The organism is Streptomyces sp. cg35 (genome assembly GCF_050410835.1).
Lineage (GTDB): Bacteria > Actinomycetota > Actinomycetes > Streptomycetales > Streptomycetaceae > Streptomyces.
The window spans coordinates 989,894-1,007,651 of record NZ_CP191268.1 but is presented as its reverse complement, the minus strand read 5'-3'; the positions used below and the strand labels follow the sequence as shown (position 1 = coordinate 1,007,651).

18 protein-coding genes are annotated in these 17,758 nt (G+C 72.0%); 12 read left to right on the top strand and 6 right to left on the bottom strand.

Going from position 1 to position 17,758, the window contains the following annotated elements; all coding sequences use genetic code 11:
• Window positions 1–51 precede the first annotated feature (51 nt).
• Complete coding sequence (locus tag ACQUQD_RS04940) at window positions 52–903, top strand: polysaccharide deacetylase family protein (RefSeq protein ID WP_428950690.1); 852 nt, start codon at window positions 52–54, stop codon at window positions 901–903.
• A gap of 47 nt (window positions 904–950) precedes the next feature.
• Here ACQUQD_RS04940 and ACQUQD_RS04935 read toward each other — a convergent pair whose 3' ends face one another.
• Window positions 951–1,610, bottom strand: a complete 660-nt coding sequence (locus ACQUQD_RS04935; RefSeq protein WP_428950689.1) for a class F sortase — start codon at window positions 1,608–1,610, stop codon at window positions 951–953.
• Between the two features lie 349 nt (window positions 1,611–1,959).
• Between ACQUQD_RS04935 and ACQUQD_RS04930 the strand changes: the two genes are divergently transcribed.
• Window positions 1,960–2,454 carry a hypothetical protein gene (locus tag ACQUQD_RS04930; protein ID WP_428950688.1) on the top strand — a complete coding sequence of 165 codons (495 nt, stop codon included), beginning with the start codon at window positions 1,960–1,962 and terminating at the stop codon, window positions 2,452–2,454.
• A gap of 121 nt (window positions 2,455–2,575) precedes the next feature.
• Here ACQUQD_RS04930 and ACQUQD_RS04925 read toward each other — a convergent pair whose 3' ends face one another.
• The 4 genes from ACQUQD_RS04925 to ACQUQD_RS04910 form a co-directional block, all read right to left on the bottom strand.
• Window positions 2,576–3,094, bottom strand: a complete 519-nt coding sequence (locus ACQUQD_RS04925) for a hypothetical protein (protein ID WP_428950687.1) — start codon at window positions 3,092–3,094, stop codon at window positions 2,576–2,578.
• Window positions 3,095–3,235: 141 nt separating this feature from the next.
• Window positions 3,236–3,490 (bottom strand): hypothetical protein, encoded by a 255-nt coding sequence (locus ACQUQD_RS04920; RefSeq protein ID WP_428950686.1) that lies wholly within the window; start codon window positions 3,488–3,490, stop codon window positions 3,236–3,238.
• Between the two features lie 45 nt (window positions 3,491–3,535).
• Window positions 3,536–4,297, bottom strand: a complete 762-nt coding sequence (locus ACQUQD_RS04915) for a DUF4239 domain-containing protein (protein ID WP_428950685.1) — start codon at window positions 4,295–4,297, stop codon at window positions 3,536–3,538.
• Window positions 4,298–4,315: 18 nt separating this feature from the next.
• Complete coding sequence (locus tag ACQUQD_RS04910; RefSeq protein WP_428950684.1) at window positions 4,316–4,858, bottom strand: hypothetical protein; 543 nt, start codon at window positions 4,856–4,858, stop codon at window positions 4,316–4,318.
• Window positions 4,859–5,084: 226 nt separating this feature from the next.
• On the opposite strand from ACQUQD_RS04910, the gene ACQUQD_RS04905 reads away from it, so the two are divergent.
• The 4 genes from ACQUQD_RS04905 (at window position 5,085) to ACQUQD_RS04890 (ending at window position 10,015) form a co-directional block, all read left to right on the top strand.
• Window positions 5,085–6,041, top strand: a complete 957-nt coding sequence (locus ACQUQD_RS04905) for an SCO0930 family lipoprotein (protein ID WP_428957454.1) — start codon at window positions 5,085–5,087, stop codon at window positions 6,039–6,041.
• A gap of 296 nt (window positions 6,042–6,337) precedes the next feature.
• Complete coding sequence (locus ACQUQD_RS04900; RefSeq protein ID WP_428950683.1) at window positions 6,338–7,153, top strand: SAM-dependent methyltransferase; 816 nt, start codon at window positions 6,338–6,340, stop codon at window positions 7,151–7,153.
• On the top strand, window positions 7,150–9,297 hold the full coding sequence (locus ACQUQD_RS04895; RefSeq protein ID WP_428950682.1) for a putative bifunctional diguanylate cyclase/phosphodiesterase: 2,148 nt from the start codon (window positions 7,150–7,152) through the stop codon (window positions 9,295–9,297). Before ACQUQD_RS04900 ends, ACQUQD_RS04895 begins: the two co-directional genes overlap by 4 nt.
• A 4-nt stretch (window positions 9,298–9,301) precedes the next feature.
• Window positions 9,302–10,015, top strand: a complete 714-nt coding sequence (locus ACQUQD_RS04890; protein ID WP_428950681.1) for a VOC family protein — start codon at window positions 9,302–9,304, stop codon at window positions 10,013–10,015.
• Between the two features lie 150 nt (window positions 10,016–10,165).
• On the opposite strand, the gene ACQUQD_RS04885 is transcribed toward ACQUQD_RS04890, so the two are convergent.
• Window positions 10,166–11,056 carry a LysR family transcriptional regulator gene (locus ACQUQD_RS04885; RefSeq protein WP_428950680.1) on the bottom strand — a complete coding sequence of 297 codons (891 nt, stop codon included), beginning with the start codon at window positions 11,054–11,056 and terminating at the stop codon, window positions 10,166–10,168.
• 95 nt (window positions 11,057–11,151) lie between these two features.
• On the opposite strand from ACQUQD_RS04885, the gene ACQUQD_RS04880 reads away from it, so the two are divergent.
• The 6 genes from ACQUQD_RS04880 (at window position 11,152) to ACQUQD_RS04855 (ending at window position 17,701) form a co-directional block, all read left to right on the top strand.
• The gene (locus tag ACQUQD_RS04880; RefSeq protein WP_428950679.1) at window positions 11,152–11,859 is read left to right on the top strand and encodes a succinate dehydrogenase; all 708 of its coding nucleotides are present in this window, start codon (window positions 11,152–11,154) and stop codon (window positions 11,857–11,859) included.
• Window positions 11,860–11,862: 3 nt separating this feature from the next.
• Complete coding sequence (locus ACQUQD_RS04875; protein ID WP_428950678.1) at window positions 11,863–13,812, top strand: fumarate reductase/succinate dehydrogenase flavoprotein subunit; 1,950 nt, start codon at window positions 11,863–11,865, stop codon at window positions 13,810–13,812.
• Complete coding sequence (locus ACQUQD_RS04870; protein WP_428950677.1) at window positions 13,809–14,558, top strand: succinate dehydrogenase/fumarate reductase iron-sulfur subunit; 750 nt, start codon at window positions 13,809–13,811, stop codon at window positions 14,556–14,558. Before ACQUQD_RS04875 ends, ACQUQD_RS04870 begins: the two co-directional genes overlap by 4 nt.
• A 130-nt stretch (window positions 14,559–14,688) precedes the next feature.
• Window positions 14,689–15,714 (top strand): hypothetical protein, encoded by a 1,026-nt coding sequence (locus tag ACQUQD_RS04865; RefSeq protein ID WP_428950676.1) that lies wholly within the window; start codon window positions 14,689–14,691, stop codon window positions 15,712–15,714.
• Window positions 15,711–16,394, top strand: coding sequence for a hypothetical protein (locus ACQUQD_RS04860; RefSeq protein ID WP_428950675.1), 684 nt, complete (start codon window positions 15,711–15,713; stop codon window positions 16,392–16,394). Before ACQUQD_RS04865 ends, ACQUQD_RS04860 begins: the two co-directional genes overlap by 4 nt.
• Window positions 16,391–17,701 carry a nucleotidyl transferase AbiEii/AbiGii toxin family protein gene (locus tag ACQUQD_RS04855; protein WP_428950674.1) on the top strand — a complete coding sequence of 437 codons (1,311 nt, stop codon included), beginning with the start codon at window positions 16,391–16,393 and terminating at the stop codon, window positions 17,699–17,701. The genes ACQUQD_RS04860 and ACQUQD_RS04855 overlap by 4 nt, the downstream gene beginning before the upstream one ends.
• The last annotated feature ends 57 nt before the right edge of the window (window positions 17,702–17,758 follow it).

Below are 17,758 nucleotides of genomic sequence, written 5' to 3'. Positions count from 1 at the left end.
CATCCGGTGGTCGTGTGCGCGGCGACGCCGACACCGTGCGACGCATACATCATGAAAAAGCATCAGACCGCTCCAGGGCGACGGGCGTTCCTGCGCGGCTTCACGGCCGTCGGCGTGGCCGCCCTCACCGGCTGCGCCGCGACCGGCCGCCCGAGCACGCCGCCGAGTGCCTCGCCGAGCGCCGCGCCCGCCGCGGGACCGCCTGCCGCCCGCGCCCTCGAACCGTCGGCCTACCGGCTCAGCCCGATCGCCGGATACGGGCCGCAGCGCGCCGCGCCCGGCAGACTGAAGGTGCGTCACGAGCCCATCCTCAGCATGGACTTCGACCGCGGCGACCGCGCCATGGTGCTCAGCTTCGACGACGGACCCGACCCCCGCTACACGCCGGACATCCTGCGCACCCTGCGCAAGCACGATGTGCGCGCCATGTTCTTCGTGTGCGGCGAGATGGCCGTCGAGAACAAGGACCTGCTGCGCGAGATGGCCGACGACGGGCACGTCATCGGCAACCACACCTGGACCCACCCCCTGCTCACCAAGATGACGCGCTCGGGCATGCGCCCCGAGATCGAGCGCACCTGCGACGTCATCGACGACGCCGTCGGTGAACCGCCCGCCTGGTTCCGCGCCCCCTACGGAGCCTGGAACCGCGCGGCGTTCCGGCTCGGCGCCGACCTCGGCATGGAACCCCTCGCCTGGACGGTCGACACCCTCGACTGGAACACCCCGGGCACCGGCACCATCGTCTCCCGGGTCCTGGGCGGCGCGGCGCCGGGCGTCGTCGTCCTCAACCACGACGCCGGCGGCAACCGTTCGCAGAGTGTCGCCGCACTGCGCGAGTACCTGCCCAGGCTGCTCGACGACGGCTATCGCATCACGGTCCCGCGCCGCCGCGGCATCTGACGGAATTTTTCCCCCCCCACGGGCCGCCGCCCGCCCGGTCCGTGCGCTCAGCGCACGGACACCAGGCGGGCGAAAGCCACTACATTCCCGTCGTAGCCGTTCTGCTTCGAGAAACCGCCGCCGCACGTGATGACCCGCAACTCCGGCGAACCGGTGGAGCTGTAGACCTTCTTGCCCGGGAAATTCGACTTCTCGAAGACCTCGATCCCGTAGATCTGGAAGACGGCCGTCCTGCCGTCCTTGCGCCGGACCTCGACGTGATTGCCCTTCTTCAGGGAGCCCAGACCGTAGAAGACGGCCGGCCCCTGCATGTTGTCGACGTGGCCGACGACGACGGCCGTGCCCTTCTCGCCCGGCGAGACCGCGCCCGTGAACCAGCCCGCCAGATTCGGGTCCTCGGGCGGCGGCGCGTCCACCCAGCCGTCCGCGTCCAGACCGACCTGCGTGACCGGCGCGTCCACCCGGATCGCGGGGATCCGCACCCGGTCCACCAGCGAGAACGGCAGCGGCTCGGGCGCCTTCGACTTCGCCCACGCGGGGGTGCGGCTGTCCGCGGCGGCCGCCGAGGCGGGCTGCGGCGGACCGATGTCGAATTCCCCCGAACCATTGCGGATCAATGCGAGCCCGGTCAGCAGCACCAGCGCTATCACGCCCCACGGCGCACGCTTTCTCGGCTGCTCCTCGGCTGCGAACCTTGCGTCGGACATTCGCTCATCCCCTCTGGCCGCGGCGGCGAGACCGCGACGGTTGCGCGTACCGAAACGCTAAATCGGCCGCGCGCGGCCAGCGACGGGGCGAGGGCGAACGGGTGGTGGCGCACACGGCCGTCCAGGGGACCGGTGCGCCATCCGAGTTGCCGACGCCAAAAGATTTCTGACGGTCCGTGACCTGCGGCAATATCGGCTTGTACGGAATTCCTTCGGTGTGTCGGCTCACCAGGACGGCCGATTCCCGAAATGCGGCTCTGCGCACGGCATCTGAGGGTTCGTCTGGGAGGCGTTCTCGCCGAAAGTCCCGGGGACCGTTCCCCGGGGACGCCTTCCGCGGAGGATTTCCATGCGTAGCACCCGTGCCCTGGCGGTGTCCGCCGTCGCTGTCGCCGCCGTCGGTCTCGCCGCCCCTGCCGCGTCCGCCTGGACGGACCCGTCCAACGTCGCCGCCACCCCGAGCGTCATCCCGCGCGGCGGTCAGCTCACCATCACGGTCGACGGAACCAACTGCCAGAAGTCGGGGGCCACCGCTTCCTCGGACGCCTTCGGATCGGTGCCGCTCTCGAACGCCGGCGGCAGCACGGCCAGCGGTACCGCCACGGTCCACGAGAACGCCACCCCCGGCGCGCACGACATCACCGTCAGCTGCCCGGGCTCCCAGCCGCTGGCCAGACCGGCCGCCTTCACCGTCATCCACGGTGGTGTCCGCGGTGGTCTCGGCGGCGCGAGCGAGACCGGCGCGACCCGCACCGACATGGCGATCGGCGGGGCGCTCGTCACCGCCGCGCTGGTCGGCGGCGGCGTCTTCTGGATGCGCCGCCGTGCGGAGGGCAAGGCGTAACCGCACAGGACGGCGGGCGACAGCGGGCCCCGACCCCTTCGCGGGGCCCGCGGCGCACGTGAACGGGCCGGTGCCCCGAGGACCGAGCGGTCTTCGGGGCACCGGCCTGTGCGGACGTCCGTCAGGCGCCGCCGTCGCCGGTGCGGCGCCGCGCCAGGTGGTACGCGGTGCCCAGCGCGCCGGCGATCAGGGCCGCGCCGAGGCCGATCTCCTTGAGGTCGAAGCCGGCGATGCTGCCGCCGACCCCGGCCCTGACCCCGTGATAGACGGGTGGGGGATTGGGGACGACCGGATTGACCGGTCTGCCGCCCGCGATGGTGAGGTCGACGTTGCGTGTGGTGCCGCTGTCGCAGCGGAACTGCACGGAGTACATGGCACCCTGCTTGGCGTCCCAGTCGACGGTGGCGGACGCCGAACCGCGGTCCTTGCGGATCGTGACGGTGTCGAAGATCCCGGCGGACACCTTGGTGTCACCCGAGCAGCCGCTGGCGTTGAGCGTGACCTGACCGCCCGCCGCGATCGTCGTGGGCGAGACACTGACCTGGAACGGGTCGGACTCCTTCGCCACGGCGGTGGGCGCGGTGAGGGTCAGGGCGGTGAGCGAGAGCACGGTGGCGGAAACGGTGCGTATCGCGTGCATGATGGTTCCTCCGGGTCCACGAGGAGCAGCTGCGGACCGGTTCCGCTCGCTTGGGACAAGCACCTCGATGTCCGAAACGCTAGGGACACCCCCTTATGGGCGCGATCCGTGTCGTGCGAACGGGGCACGCGCTTGGGCCGGTCAGGGGATGTCGCGGCGCGCTGACGGCCCGTCGGGCCCGGTGGTGTGCCATACGTGCGGACCCGCTCCCCGCCACTCCACGAGGTGCGGGTCGTCGAGGGTCAGGTCCGCCGCGCCGATCCCGGCCCGCCGCAGCAGGGCCGCCAGATCCCCGTCGCCGTGGGCGAGGCCCACCGCCCGTCCGCGTACGGACACGTGCCGCCCGCCCTCGGGTGCGGGCGGGTGGACGACGATCGGGGCCTGCCATGGGGTCATGCCCTCAGAGTGCTCCGTGCGGGGCCCGTCCGCAGCCCGGCGGCGTCAGTGGGCCCCGGGGAAGAGCATCAGGAACGGTTCCGCGGTCGCCGCGACGCCGCGGCTGTAGGGGGCGTCGAAATCCCAGATCAGGAAGAGCAGGAAGGCGATCAGGGAGGAGAAGAGGCCGGCGAGGATCAGCTCGCGGGGCGTGCGCCGGATCTGCAGCGCGAAGATCATGCCGATGGTGACCAGTCCGCCGACGATCAGGCCGAACCAGACGACGCCCGGCATCGTGGCCCCGGTCGAGTCCGCACGGGCGTTGCGCGCGTCGTCCGCGGCCGTCACCTGGTCCAGGAGCGGCTGGTAGGCCTGGGCCTGGAAGTCGTTCTTCGGCTCGAAGTCCGTGACGTCGTGGCGGACCTTGTCGAGCAGCTGCGTGCCCTGGTCCGTCAGCTCGCCCTTCGTCCGCATCACGTGCCACTCCGTCGTCACGACATGGCTGACATACGTGTCGACATCCGCCCGGATCCGGTCCCGGACGTCGGCCGGGTAGACGCGGACGCGCTCGTGGACCTCGTGCAGCGCCTGCGCCTCGTTGCGCACGTGGTCCTGGGCCGCGCTGCGGGCCTCCCAGACGCCCGCGATGGCCAGACCGAGGACGATCGCGTAGACCACGCCGATCATCATCGTCATGTACTCGATGACGTCCGGGGTCTCCGACGGGTCGTCGTCGTCGCCGATCCGCCGCTGTTGCAGGACCTGGACGACGAGCACGACCGCACAGACGGCGACCATCGCGAGGGCGAGAACAAGCCATTCCGACATGGGTGACTCCACACAGGTTCAGCGGGGGCGCAGGGCGGCGACCGCGAGGACCGCGGGTGCGGTGATGAGCAGGGTGAGCGTGACCAGGGACGGTCCGCCGCTCGGCGGCGCGCGGTGCGCCGTGGGGCGGTAGGCGGGGTAGTGGACGGGCGTCGGCTCGGCCTTCGGGGACGCGGAGTGCGCCGGTGTCGGGCTCGGCGGCGGCGGCGGTGGTGGCGGCGGAGGAGGCGGAGAAGGCGGGGGCGGCGGCGGTGGGGGAGGCGGTGGTGGAGGAGGGGGAGGCGGTGGTGGTGGGGGAGGTGCGGGTTTCGGGGGCGGGGGCTTGGGGGCCGGCTTCTTCGGCGCGGGCGTGCGCGGCCCGGCGCTGCAGATGACGCCGTCGCCGGAGACGGCCACGGCGCCGCCCGTCGCGCCGCCGTCGATCGAGGCGTACGCGCAGTTGTCGGCCGGGGCGAGGGCGGGCGCCGCTGCCGCGGCGGGCGAGCCGCACAGCCAGGCGACGGTCATCGCCGCGAGGAATCGGGTGACCAGGGCGGACCTGGCCCGCTTGGTTCGGGGCACGACCGAGATCATGAGCAGCGCGCCGGAGCGGCACGCCGCCCGCGGACCGGATTGCCCCGAAGGAGGGGAGCGGGAGCACTCGGGGTTTGCGCCGCGTCCCGTAGCCCGTCCGAGGCAATAAATCTTGGACCGCGTTGAACGCACCCGATGTTCCCGCCCGTACCTAGGGCCATGTGCGAGCCCGGCCGGGTTTGCGCAACACCCAAGTAACATACGGGAGTTGACGATGAAGACCTCCTGGCGGAGCGCCTCGCTCGTAGCGACAGCTGCGGCCCTGCTGGCGCTGACGACGGCGTGCGGTCAGGACACCGGTGGCTCGTCCACGAACGGCCAGAACGTGGGCAACGCCGCCCCGGCGCAGGGCGGTTACGGATCCGACGGGGCCGACGGGTACGGCTCGTCCGGGAAGGACGACGCCGGCGCCGCGGCCAAGGCCGAGTCCGCCGGTCAGCTCGCCGTGTGGGACAGCAAGAAGCTCGGCAAGGTCGTCACGGACAGCGCCGGGCTCACGCTCTACCGCTTCGACAAGGACACGGCGCAGCCGCCCAAGTCGAACTGTGACGCGGCCTGCCTGAAGACATGGCCGGCCGTCCCCGCGAGCGGCGCCAAGTCCGCGCCCGGCGTCGACGCGTCGCTGATCGGCGAGGTGACGGCCGCCGACGGCACCAAGCAGCTGACCATCGACGGCTGGCCGATGTACCGCTACGCCATGGACAAGAACCCCGGGGACGCCAAGGGCCAGGGGGTGGGCGGCACCTGGTACGCGGCCGCGCCCGACGGCAAGAAGGCGAGCGCGGCCGCCGCCGCGCAGCCCGCCGACGTCAAGGGCCTGTCGACCCGCAAGGACCCGAAGCTCGGCGAGATCGTCGTCGACAAGAACGGCATGACCGTCTACCGCTTCCTGAAGGACTCGGCCTGGCCCATCAAGTCCAACTGCGTCGGCGCCTGCGCGAAGAAGTGGCCCGCCGTCGCGCCGGTCGCCAAGAACGACACCGAGAACATTCCCCTGAAGGGATACATGACCTTCGACCGGCCCGACGGCACCAAGCAGCAGACGCTGAACTGCTGGCCGGTCTACACGTTCTCCGGCGACAAGGAGCCCGGGGACACCAACGGGCAGGGCGTCGGCGGCACTTGGTACGCGGCCTCGCCCGACGGAAAGCCGGTGGGCGCTCCCAAGTAACAACCGCGGAGGTGCCGGTGCGCCCCGCGCGCGGCTCACAGTAGAGTCCTCGAAGGATTTGTCGAAAGACCGGTCCGTTCCTCCTCTGGCCAAGTGACGGCCATAGGACGGAACGGACCGGTTCTTTTCGGCTGGGAAAGAGATGGTTTCGGGGTGGTTTCGGATCCTCGCCAAATGGCACGTGCCGCAGGCAGTGACCGAGAACGGACGGTCAATTTCCGTTTTGACTCGCTCCTTTGGCGGCTGATCAGTAGCCTCAGCTCGAACACCGGCTCGCCTACGCCTTGGAGAGATTGATGGAGCGTCCTGCCTGGGCCCCGCAGGGCATCGACATCTCGGTGCCCAGTGTGTCCCGGATCTACGACTACTACCTGGGCGGTTCGCACAACTTCGAGGTCGACCGGGAAGCCGCCCGCAAGGCCATGGAGTTCCTGCCGGGCCTGCCCAAGATCATGCAGGCGAACCGGGCGTTCATGCGGCGGGCCGTGCGCCACGCCGTCGACGAGGGGCTGACCCAGTTCCTCGACATCGGCTCCGGCATCCCGACGTTCGGCAACGTCCACGAGGTGGCGCAGCAGGCGAGCCCCGGCGCGCGGGTGGCCTACGTCGACCACGACCCGGTCGCCGTCGCGCACAGCCGGGCCGTCCTCGACGGCAACCCGGACACCACCGTCGTCTCCGCCGACCTCCGCAAGCCGCAGGAGATCCTGCGCAGCCCGGAGATCGCGCAACTCCTGGACCTGGAGCGCCCGGTGGCGCTGCTCCTCGTCGCCGTCCTGCACTTCATCGAGGACTCCGACGATCCCTACGGGGCGGTGGCCGAACTCAGTGCGGCGCTCGCCCCCGGCAGCATGCTGATCGTGACGCACGCCTCCTACGAGGGCATGCCGATACCGACCGAGCAGGCCGGCGGTGCCGTCGACGTCTACCGCGACGACGTCCGCAATCCGCTGATCATGCGGACCCCCGAGCAGATCGGACGGTTCTTCCAGGGGTACGAGCTGGTCGACCCCGGCATCGTGCCGCTGCCGGTGTGGCGGCCGCAGACCGCGCCCGAGGACGAGGACCCGTTCACTTTCGCGGGCTATGTGGGAGTGGGGCGCAAGGCGTGAGCGGGGAGCCGGGCGGCCCGGAGGACAGACTGCGCAGGTTCGCCACGATCTGGAGCCGGGCCATCTTCCCGGTGACGGCCACATCCCTGACCCGGCCCGAGTTCGAGGAGAAACTCGTGCCGCTCGCCCGCCGGCTGCGCGACGCGCTGGCCGCACGGGCCCTGGACGCCGTACAGACGAAGGCCGTCGGGTCCGCCCTCGTCGACGTGCACTGCACCGACCCCGAGGCGCTCAGCCGCACCCTGGACGTGGTCGACGCCTATCTCGTCCTGTACTGCGGCGACGAGGCACAGACCCCGGAGCGCGAGGACGACCTGCGGGCCCGCTGCGCCCGTATCCAGCACTCCGTCGCCGCCGGCTTCGCGGCGGCCCTGCGGGAGCGCACCCTCGCCGAGCAGGAGGCCATCTCGATGGCCGCGCTCAACGCCCGCAGCGCCGTCGCCGAGGCGCTGCACGCGAGCGAGGCCCGGTTCCGCGCGGTGTTCCACGGCGCCGCGATCGGCATCAGCATCGCCGATCTGGACGGCACGGTGCTGGAGGTCAACGACGCGCTGGTGCGGATGTTCGGCGGCGGTGAGAACGTGCTGCGCGGCCGCAAGGTCATGGAGTGGACCCATCCCGACGACGCGCCGCAGGTCTGGCACCTCTACAACGAACTGGTGCGCGGCGACCGCGAGCACTACCGGGTCGAGAAGGCGTTCTACCGGCCCGACGGCACGGCCCTGTGGACGAACCTGACGGTGTCGCTGCTGCGCGACGCGGACGGCGTACCGCAGTACCAGCTCGCCCTGGTGGAGGACACGACCGAGCGCCGCCTGCTCAACCTCCGGCTCCGGTACGAGGCCACGCACGACGCCCTGACCGGGCTCCCCAACCGCACCCTGTTCTTCGAGCGCCTGGAGAAGGTGCTCGGCGCGGGCGAGAACATGCGGTTCGGGCTGTGCTACCTGGACCTCGACGGCTTCAAGACCATCAACGACAGCCTCGGCCACGCCGTCGGCGACCGGCTTCTCGTCGAGGTCGCCGACCGCCTCCAGGCCTGCGCCACCGCGCCCGGCGAGATGGTCGCGCGGCTCGGCGGCGACGAGTTCGTGGCCCTGACCACCGGCAAGGACACCGAGGCCGAGGTCGACGACCTCGCCGGCCGCATCATGGGAGCGCTTGCCACGCCCATCCGCATCGACGGCCGCGAGCTCACCGTGCGCGGCTCCATCGGCATCGTCGAGGGCCCGGTCGGCGACCGCAGCCCCGCCGAGGTCCTGCGCAGCGCCGACATCACGATGTACCGGGCCAAGTCCGCGGGGGGCAACCGGTTCGAGCTGGCCGACCCCGAGGCCGACGCCCGCGCCATCACCCGGCACGGGCTGACGACGGCGCTGCCCGCGGCCCTGGACCGCGGCGAGTTCTTCATCGAGTACCAGCCGCTGGTCCACCTCGGCGACGGCAGCGTGCGCGGCGCCGAGGCCCTGGTGCGCTGGCGGCACCCGCAGCACGGCGTGCTCGGGCCCGACCGCTTCATCCCGCTCGCCGAGCACACCGGCCTCATCGTGCCGCTCGGCCGGTGGGTCCTGGAGGAGTCGGTCCGGCAGGCCCGCGTCTGGCAGGACCGGCACGCGGAGGCGGGCCCGCTGCGCATCAACGTGAACCTGTCGCCGATGCAGCTCACCCACCCCGGCCTGGTCTCCGACACCGTCGACATCCTCGAGCGATCCGGCCTCGAACCGGGCGCGCTGTGCCTGGAGGTGACCGAGTCGGCGCTGATCGGCGCCGACGACGACCTGCTCAAGCCGCTCAGGCGCCTCTCGGAGATGGGCGTCGACATAGCGCTCGACGACTTCGGGACGGGTTACTCGAACCTCGCGAACCTGCGCCGCCTGCCGGTGAACGTGCTCAAGCTGGACCGGTCCTTCACCCAGGGCATGCAGCAGTTCCCCGCGGACCCGGTCGACCTGAAGATCGTCGAGGGCATCGTGTCGCTCGCCCACAGCCTGGACCTCGCGGTCACGGTCGAGGGCGTCGAGACGGGCGCGCAGGCCGAGCAGCTGCGCGAGCTCGGCTGCGACACGGCGCAGGGCTGGTACTACGCCCGCCCGGGCCCGCCGGACCGGCTGCACGAGCTGGCGCTCGCGGACGCGACGGGGTGAGCGCGTGAGCCCCGCCGGGATCCGCTGGGCGTACGCCTTCATCGACCGGCCTTACGAGCACTTCGGCGCGGCCTGCGACTTCTGGGCCCGGGCCACCGGGTCGGTGCTGTCCGCACCGCGCGGCGAGCGGGACGAGTTCGCCACGCTGCTGCCGTCCGGCGCGGACCCGTGCGTCAAGGTGCAGGGGGTCGCCGAGGGGCCAGGCGGCGCGCACGTCGATCTGGCGGTCGAGGACGTACCGGGGCAGGCGGGGCGGGCCCGCGAGCTGGGGGCCACCGGGGTCTTCGCCGCACCGGGTCTGGAGGTGCTGCGCTCTCCCGCCGGGCATCTGTTCTGCCTCGTGTCATGGGAGGGGGAGCGGGTCGTACCGTCGCCGACGGCCCCCTCGAACAGGCTCGACCAGGTGTGCCTCGACACGGCGCCGGGCGCGTACGACGCGGAGGTCGCGTTCTGGGCCGAGCTCACCGGGTGGCCCGAACTCCCGTGCACCGGTGCGGAGTTCCGCAGGCTGGAAGCGTCGCCGGTGCGGCTGCTCTTCCAGCGCCTCGACACGGACGCGCCGCCGTCGGCCCATGTGGATCTGGCCTGCGGGGATCGCTCCGCGGTGCGGGTGCTGCATGAGTCGCTGGGGGCGGAGTTCGTGCGGGACGGGCGGGCGTGGACGGTGATGCGGGATCCCGCCGGGGGTCTTTACTGTGTGACGGACCGCGCGCCGTAGGGGCGCGGGGAACTGCGCGACCGGCCACGACGAAACCCGCACCCGGCGACCGGACGAGACCACCCGAGCTGGATTCCGCCCGCGAGGGCCCCGCACTCGGCGACCGGGCGCAACGCCGAACCGGATACCGCCCGCGAGGGCCCCGCACCGTCACCCGTCCCGCCCCACCAACATCCGCTGAAGCTCCCGCGCAGCCCGCGGCGGGGCCACGTCGGAGCGGTGTGCCAGCGCGATGGTCCGATGCAGACCGGGCCGTGCCAGAGGGGTGACCCGGAGATCCGCCCCGGCCCGCGTCGCCACCATCCGCGGCACCACCGCGACCCCGAGCCCTGCCCGCACGAACCCCAGCACCGCGTCCATCTCCCCGCCCTCCACCGCGAAATCCGGCTCGAACCCCTCCGCCCGGCACGCCGCGACGGTCAGCTCCCGCAGGTCGTACCCGTGCCGGAACATCACCAGGCGTTCGCCCTCCAGGTCGCCGACGCGGACGGACGCGCGTCCCCGGCCGGGCGGGGACGCGCCGGGCGACGACACCACCACCAGCTCCTCCCGCAGGAGCTCCACCGTCGTCAGCGCGGGCGCCGGCGCCGGCAGCGGCAGGACGACGAGGGCCAGGTCCAGCGCGCCACGCGCGAGCTCCCGTACGAGGTCGTGGGAGCCGCTCTCCTCGATGAGCAGCTGGATGCCGGGGTACCGGTCGTGGAACGCGCGCAGCACGTCCGGCAGCAGGCCCGTGCACAGCGACGGTGTCGCCCCGAGCCGCACCCGCCCGCGCTTGAGCTGGGCGAGCTCCTGCACCTCGTGCCGCGCCGTGTCCGCGTCGGCGAGGATCCGCCGGGCCAGCGGCAGGAGCGCCTCGCCCGCGTCGGTCAGCGTGATGTTGCCCCGGGCCCGCTGGAACAGATCCACCCCCAGCTCCCGCTCCAGCGCCCGGATCTGCTGGGACAGCGACGGCTGGGCGACATGCACCAGCTCGGCCGCGCGCGTGAAGTGCCGGGTCTCCGCGACCGCGACGAAGTACGAGAGCTGTTGGAACTGCATGAGGCCCAGGATAGGCGTTGATAGAGAGTGCCTATGGAAATGAGCCGGACCATGTCTTGGACCGATCGGGCCCTTCGGCCCTACCGTCTGGTGACATGGCTCTGGCAACGCGGACGGACCGACGACCGTCCATGACGCGCACGATCTGGGACAGCTCCCTCGGCAAGAAGACCGTGATGGCTGTCAGCGGACTCGTGATGCTGCTCTACCTGGTCGCGCACATGATCGGGAACCTCAAGATCTTCTTCGGTCCGGAGGAGATCAACCACTACGCCCGCTGGCTGCGCACCATGGGCGGCCCGGTCCTCCACCACGAGTGGGGCCTGTGGATCGCGCGGGTCGTGCTCGTCGTCGCCGTCGTGGCCCACGCGACGTCCGCGTACCAGCTCAGCCGCCGCGACATCAAGGCGCGCCCCAGCAAGTACGTGCACAAGAAGCCGCGTGCCAGTTACGCCACGCGCACGATGCGCTGGGGCGGCATCATCCTCGGCCTGTTCATCGTCTGGCACATCCTCGACCTGACCACGGGCACCGTGCACCCGGGCGGCTACGAGCACCTGCACCCGTACCAGAACATCATCGACACCTTCTCGACCTGGTACGGCAACGTCATCTACATCGTCGCGATGCTCGCCCTGGGCCTCCACGTCCAGCACGGGTTCTGGAGCGCCGCCCAGACCCTCGGCGTCGGCAACCGCACCCGCGACCGCGTCCTGAAGACCGTCGGCAACGCCCTCGCCGCACTGCTCACGCTCGGCTTCATCGCCGTGCCCGTGGGCGTCATGACCGGATTGGTGAGCTGAACCATGACCACGTACGCGGACTACTCCACCGGCGAACCGGTCGTCGACACCAAGGCGCCGGCCGGGCCCGTCAACGAGCGCTGGGACACGCGCCGCTTCGAGGCGAAGCTGGTCAACCCGGCCAACCGGCGCAAGCACACCGTCATCGTCGTCGGCACCGGCCTCGCGGGCGGCAGCGCGGGGGCCACGCTCGCCGAACAGGGCTACCACGTCGTCCAGTTCTGCTACCAGGACTCGCCGCGCCGCGCCCACTCGATCGCCGCGCAGGGCGGCATCAACGCGGCCAAGAACTACCGCAACGACGGCGACTCGGTGCACCGCCTCTTCTACGACACCGTCAAGGGCGGCGACTTCCGCGCCCGCGAGTCGAACGTGCACCGCCTCGCCCAGATCTCCGTCGAGATCATCGACCAGTGCGTCGCCCAGGGCGTGCCGTTCGCGCGGGAGTACGGCGGTCTTCTCGACACCCGGTCCTTCGGCGGCGTGCAGGTGTCCCGTACGTTCTACGCCCGCGGGCAGACGGGCCAGCAGCTGCTGCTCGGCGCCTACCAGGCACTCAGCCGCCAGGTCGCGGCCGGGAACATCGAGTTGCATCCGCGTACCGAGATGCTCGACCTCGTCATCGTCGACGGCAAGGCACGCGGCATCGTCGCCCGCGACCTGATCACCGGGAAGATCGACACGTACTTCGCGGACGCCGTCGTCCTCGCCTCCGGCGGCTACGGCAACGTCTTCTACCTGTCGACGAACGCCATGAACAGCAACGCCACGGCGATCTGGCGGGCACACCGGCGCGGTGCCTACTTCGCCAACCCCTGCTTCACGCAGATCCACCCCACCTGCATCCCGCGCACCGGCGACCACCAGTCGAAGCTCACGCTGATGAGCGAGTCGCTGCGCAACGACGGTCGCATCTGGGTGCCCAAGGCGAAGGGCGACACCCGCCCGGCCAACGAGATCCCCGAGGACGAGCGCGACTACTACCTGGAGCGCATCTACCCGTCCTTCGGCAACCTCGTGCCCCGCGACATCGCCTCGCGCGCCGCGAAGAACGTGTGCGACGAGGGCAGGGGCGTCGGCCCCGGCGGACAGGGCGTCTACCTCGACTTCGCCGACGCCATCGAGCGCATGGGACGCAAGGCCGTCGAGGCCAAGTACGGCAACCTCTTCGACATGTACCAGCGGATCACCGACGAGGATCCGTACCGGGTGCCCATGCGGATCTACCCGGCCGTGCACTACACGATGGGCGGCCTGTGGGTCGACTACGACCTGCAGACCAGCATCCCCGGCCTGTTCGCGATCGGCGAGGCCAACTTCTCCGACCACGGCGCCAACCGGCTCGGCGCCTCCGCCCTGATGCAGGGCCTGGCGGACGGCTACTTCGTCCTCCCGGCCACCATCAACGACTACCTGGCGAAGCACCCCCACAAGGACGAGGTGAACGCCGCGCACCCCGCGACCGTCGAGGCCGTGCGCGAGACCGAGGACCGGCTCGCGCGGCTGCTCGCCGTCGACGGGGACCGCACCCCGGACTCCTTCCACCGTGAACTCGGCGAACTCATGTGGGAGTTCTGCGGCATGGCCCGCACCGAGGACGGTCTGCGCAAGGCCCTCGACCGGATCCCGCAGATCCGCGAGGAGTTCTGGCGCCGCATCAAGGTGCCCGGCGTCGGCGAGGAGTTCAACCAGTCCCTGGAGAAGGCGAACCGCATCGTCGACTACCTGGAGCTGGCCGAGCTGATGTGCCTCGACGCGCTGGCCCGCGCCGAGTCCTGCGGCGGCCACTTCCGCGAGGAGTCGCAGACGCCCGACGGCGAGGCCGCCCGCAGGGACGAGGAGTTCTCCTACGCGGCCGCCTGGGAGTTCACCGGCACCGGCGAGGCACCCACCCTGCACAAGGAAGACCTGGTCTTCGAGTACGTCCACCCCACTCAGCGGAGCTACGCATGAAGCTCACCCTGCGCGTCTGGCGCCAGAAGAACGCCGACGCCGAAGGCGCCATGTCCACGTACGAGGTGGACGGGATCTCGCAGGACATGTCGTTCCTGGAGATGCTCGACACCCTCAACGAGGAACTCATCGTCAAGGGCGACGACCCCGTCGCCTTCGACCACGACTGCCGCGAGGGCATCTGCGGCGCGTGCTCGCTCGTCATCAACGGCGACGCGCACGGCCCGGAGCGCACCACCACCTGCCAGTTGCACATGCGGTCCTTCAAGGACGGCGACACGATCGACATCGAGCCGTGGCGGGCCTCCGCGTTCCCCGTCATCAAGGACCTGGTCGTCGACCGGACGGCCTTCGACCGCATCATCCAGTCCGGCGGCTACATCACGGCGCCGACCGGAGCGGCCCCGGAGGCGCACAGCACGCCCGTGCCCAAGCCCGACGCCGACTTCGCGTTCGAGCACGCCGAGTGCATCGGCTGCGGCGCGTGCGTGGCGGCGTGTCCGAACGGCGCGGCGATGCTCTTCACCTCCGCGAAGATCAACCATTTGAACGTGCTGCCGCAGGGCGCCCCCGAGCGCGAGACCCGCGTCCTCGACATGGTGGCGCAGATGGACGAGGAGGGCTTCGGCGGCTGCACGCTCACCGGCGAGTGCGCGACGGCCTGCCCCAAGGGCATCCCGCTGTTCTCCATCACGAGCATGAACAAGGAGTGGCTGCGGGCGAACCGCAAGGTCAGCCGCGGCTGAGCCACCCATGACGTCCCGCGAACAGCGCGGGGTGGGCGGGACCGGGAGTGGTGCTCTCCCGGTCCCGTCATCGTGTCCGGCCCGGAGCACGCGCGGCGGCGTTGTCAGTGGCCGGGGGTAATCTGCGCGCATGATCATGAACCGCAAGGGGAGGGAGCGGTTTCTCGACGCCGTCACGGGCTTCGAGACCGCTGTGCGCGAGCAGGACGGTGCCCGCTCGGAGCAGGAGTTCCAGAAAATACACCGGCACTTCGGGGACGCGAAGCAGGCGGAGATCGACGCGGGCGCGCCCCGCCTCGCCGCGCTGCTGACGCAACTCCCCGCGGGCCCGCGGGGGATGGTCGCCGTCACCGTCGGCGCCTGCGTCGAGCGCGGCGCCGACGCCGGCCGGTGCGCGCCCGCCCTGCTCGACGGGCTCGCCGACGCGGTGCGCGGCGCCGGGGAGTTCTGCGCGCGCTGGACGGAGACCGGGGGAGGCGACCTGCCCGACCCGGAGACCGACGCCCCGGACGACGCCGTGCTGGAGCGCGTGGGCCCTGAGCCGGCGATGGCCTGGTGGACGCTCCCGCAGTGGGAGATGGCCGCGGTCGCGATGCTCAACCACCCGGCGGTGCGCACCGGACTCGACCCCGCTGTCCGCACCGGCCTGCTCACCTCGCTGCGGGCCGTGCAGGAGGCGTCGGGCCACGACTTCAAGTGCCTGACCTACGCCCTCCTCGTCCTGGACGACGCACCCCTGGTGGTGCTGCACCGGGAAAGCGGCGCCGGTTTCGCGCTGCGGATGACCGGCATCGGGGACAACTTCCAGCTCCACACACTGCTCGCCGACGTCCTTGCCGGAGGCGGCCATGTCGCGGCGCGCGTCCCGTCCGCGCAGGAGGCCGCGGTGTGCCGGGACGCGCCGGGCCAGGTGCCCACCACCGGCTCCTTCAACCTGGCGGCCCCGGACGGCGGTTGGATATGGAACGAGGGCACCCCCAGCGACATCCCCGTCGTCGACGGCGCCCGCCTCCTCGTCCTCGACCCGCCGCCCTACGAGCGCGGCTGGCCTGCCGGGCGGTTCTTCCCCGGCATGACCGGCGACCTCACCCTGGAGCGGGTCCTCGGGGCGGACGAGACCGCCCGTTGGTTCACTCATGTACAGCCGGCCACATGAGCGCCGAACTCGCTGCATTCGAAGGTGAGTTGGAGACGCACCTCACCGTCGAACCCGCCGCGGACCCGGCCGCGCGGCGCCTCGCGGAGTGGGCCGCCGCCCGTGGCCTCGGCGTCACGCACATCGTGCTCGCCCGCGGCCGGCACCGCTCCCAGCCGATGGTGACGCTGCGCGGCCGGAGCCGGGCCGACACGTGGATCCACGGCCCGGTCGCCCGGACCGCCGCCGCTCTCGCGCGGGACGACTTCGTCGTCGTACGCGCCAAGACGGAGGCGGCGCCGTGGGCGGCGGGCGTACCGCAGAGCGACGCGGCCGCCCGGCTCGCCGCGCCGCACCTGCACTTCGAGCACCACGTGAAGCTGCTCCTCGCCGAGGGCGTCGACCCGGGCTCCCTCGCCGCGCGCGCCACGGACCACGGCGCGCACGTGTCGTGGAACGCCCGCCGGACCCGCCCCGACGGCCGCCAGGAACGCTTCGTGACCCAGCGCTGTCACGGCGTGGGCCGCGCCACCGCGCAGCGCCGGCTCGACGCGCTGGTTGCGGATCTCGCGGCCGCCCCCGGCACCCGGGTGCTGGAGGTCGAGCGCGAGTACGTCCTGCACGACACCCGCCTCGACCTCGACGCGGGCTGGCTCGACCCCCTGTCCTCGTCGCCCCGCCCGGAAGGAGCGCTCACATGACCGGATCGACGAACGCCCCCGACGACCCGGTGTGGCGGCGCGCCCTGTACCGGGGCGAGGAGCTCCCGCACACCCCGCCGGACGAGGAGATGCGGCGGGGGCTCGCGCTGCCCCGCACCCTGCTGCCCGCGCCGGAGGGGCTGAGCCAGCCGCCCGTCTTCGACCCGGCCCTCCTGCAGTACCCGTACGCCTTCCGCGCGGGCGACCCCCGGTTCGACGACGAGGCGACGGCCCGGGCCTGGTTCCGGGCCCGGCGCACCGCCCTCGACCTGGTGCTGGCGGCCGTCGCGGACAGCGCCCTGGGCGCGCGGCTCGTGCTGCGCGGCAGCGTGCTGATGGCGACGTGGTGCGGCGCCGCCGCCCGCGAGCCGGGCGACCTCGACTTCCTCGCGCCGGCCGGCTGGGCGTTCGAGGGACCCGAGGCGCAGGCCCTGTTCCCGCAGATCGCGCAGGCGGCCGAGGCCACCGCCGCGGCCTGGCCGCACGCGCAGGTGCGGATCGACGCGGCCGGCGCGGTCACCGAGGACATCTGGACGTACGACCGCGTCCCCGGCCGGCGCCTGCTCCTGCCGTGGACGGCGCCTGGCACGGCCGGCGGCACGGTGCAGATCGACGTCGTCCACGACGAACCGCTCGCCGCCCCGGCCGTCCCCACGCCGCTGCGCCCGCTGGGTGACGGACCCGCCCGTACCGTCGGTGCCGTCACGCCCGAGCTGTCGCTGGCGTGGAAGATCATGTGGCTGATCGGCGACATCCACCCGCAGGGCAAGGACCTGTACGACGCCGTGCTCCTCGCCGATCTGGCGCCGCTCCGGTACGACGTGCTGCGCGGCGCCTTCGTTCTGGCCGGTGACGAGCTGCTGCGGCCCGGCGGACGCTGGTGGCTGGAGGAGATGCGGGCCTGCGCCGACATCGGCTGGGAGCACTTCCAGAGCGAGCATCCCCACGTGACGGGCACCGCGGCGCAGTACCTGGAACGCCTGTCCGCGGCGCTGGAACCCCTCGTCGCCCGCGCCGAGCGGGACGCGGAGGCGCCCTCGTACGAGCGCTGGGCGCGCTGGGTGGGCCCGCTCGTGGACCACGTCAGGGCCACCGCGCCGGACGTGCCCGCCTCCGCCGTGGGGCGCCTGGCCTCGGCGGGACGCCCCGGGGCACAGGCGGCTGTCGTCGTGGTGCGCGAAGTGCTGGGCCGCGCGCGGGTGACCGTCGACGAGGCGCTCGCCCTGGTGCTCGCCGGCGACGAGCGCTGGCACAGGTGGCGCGAGAGCCCCGACTCCTGGCACATGGTCCTGGACGAGCTGAGGTGAGAGGTGTGCGGGGCGTGCCGACAACTCCCCGCACACCTCTGACGCCTCGTCACCTAC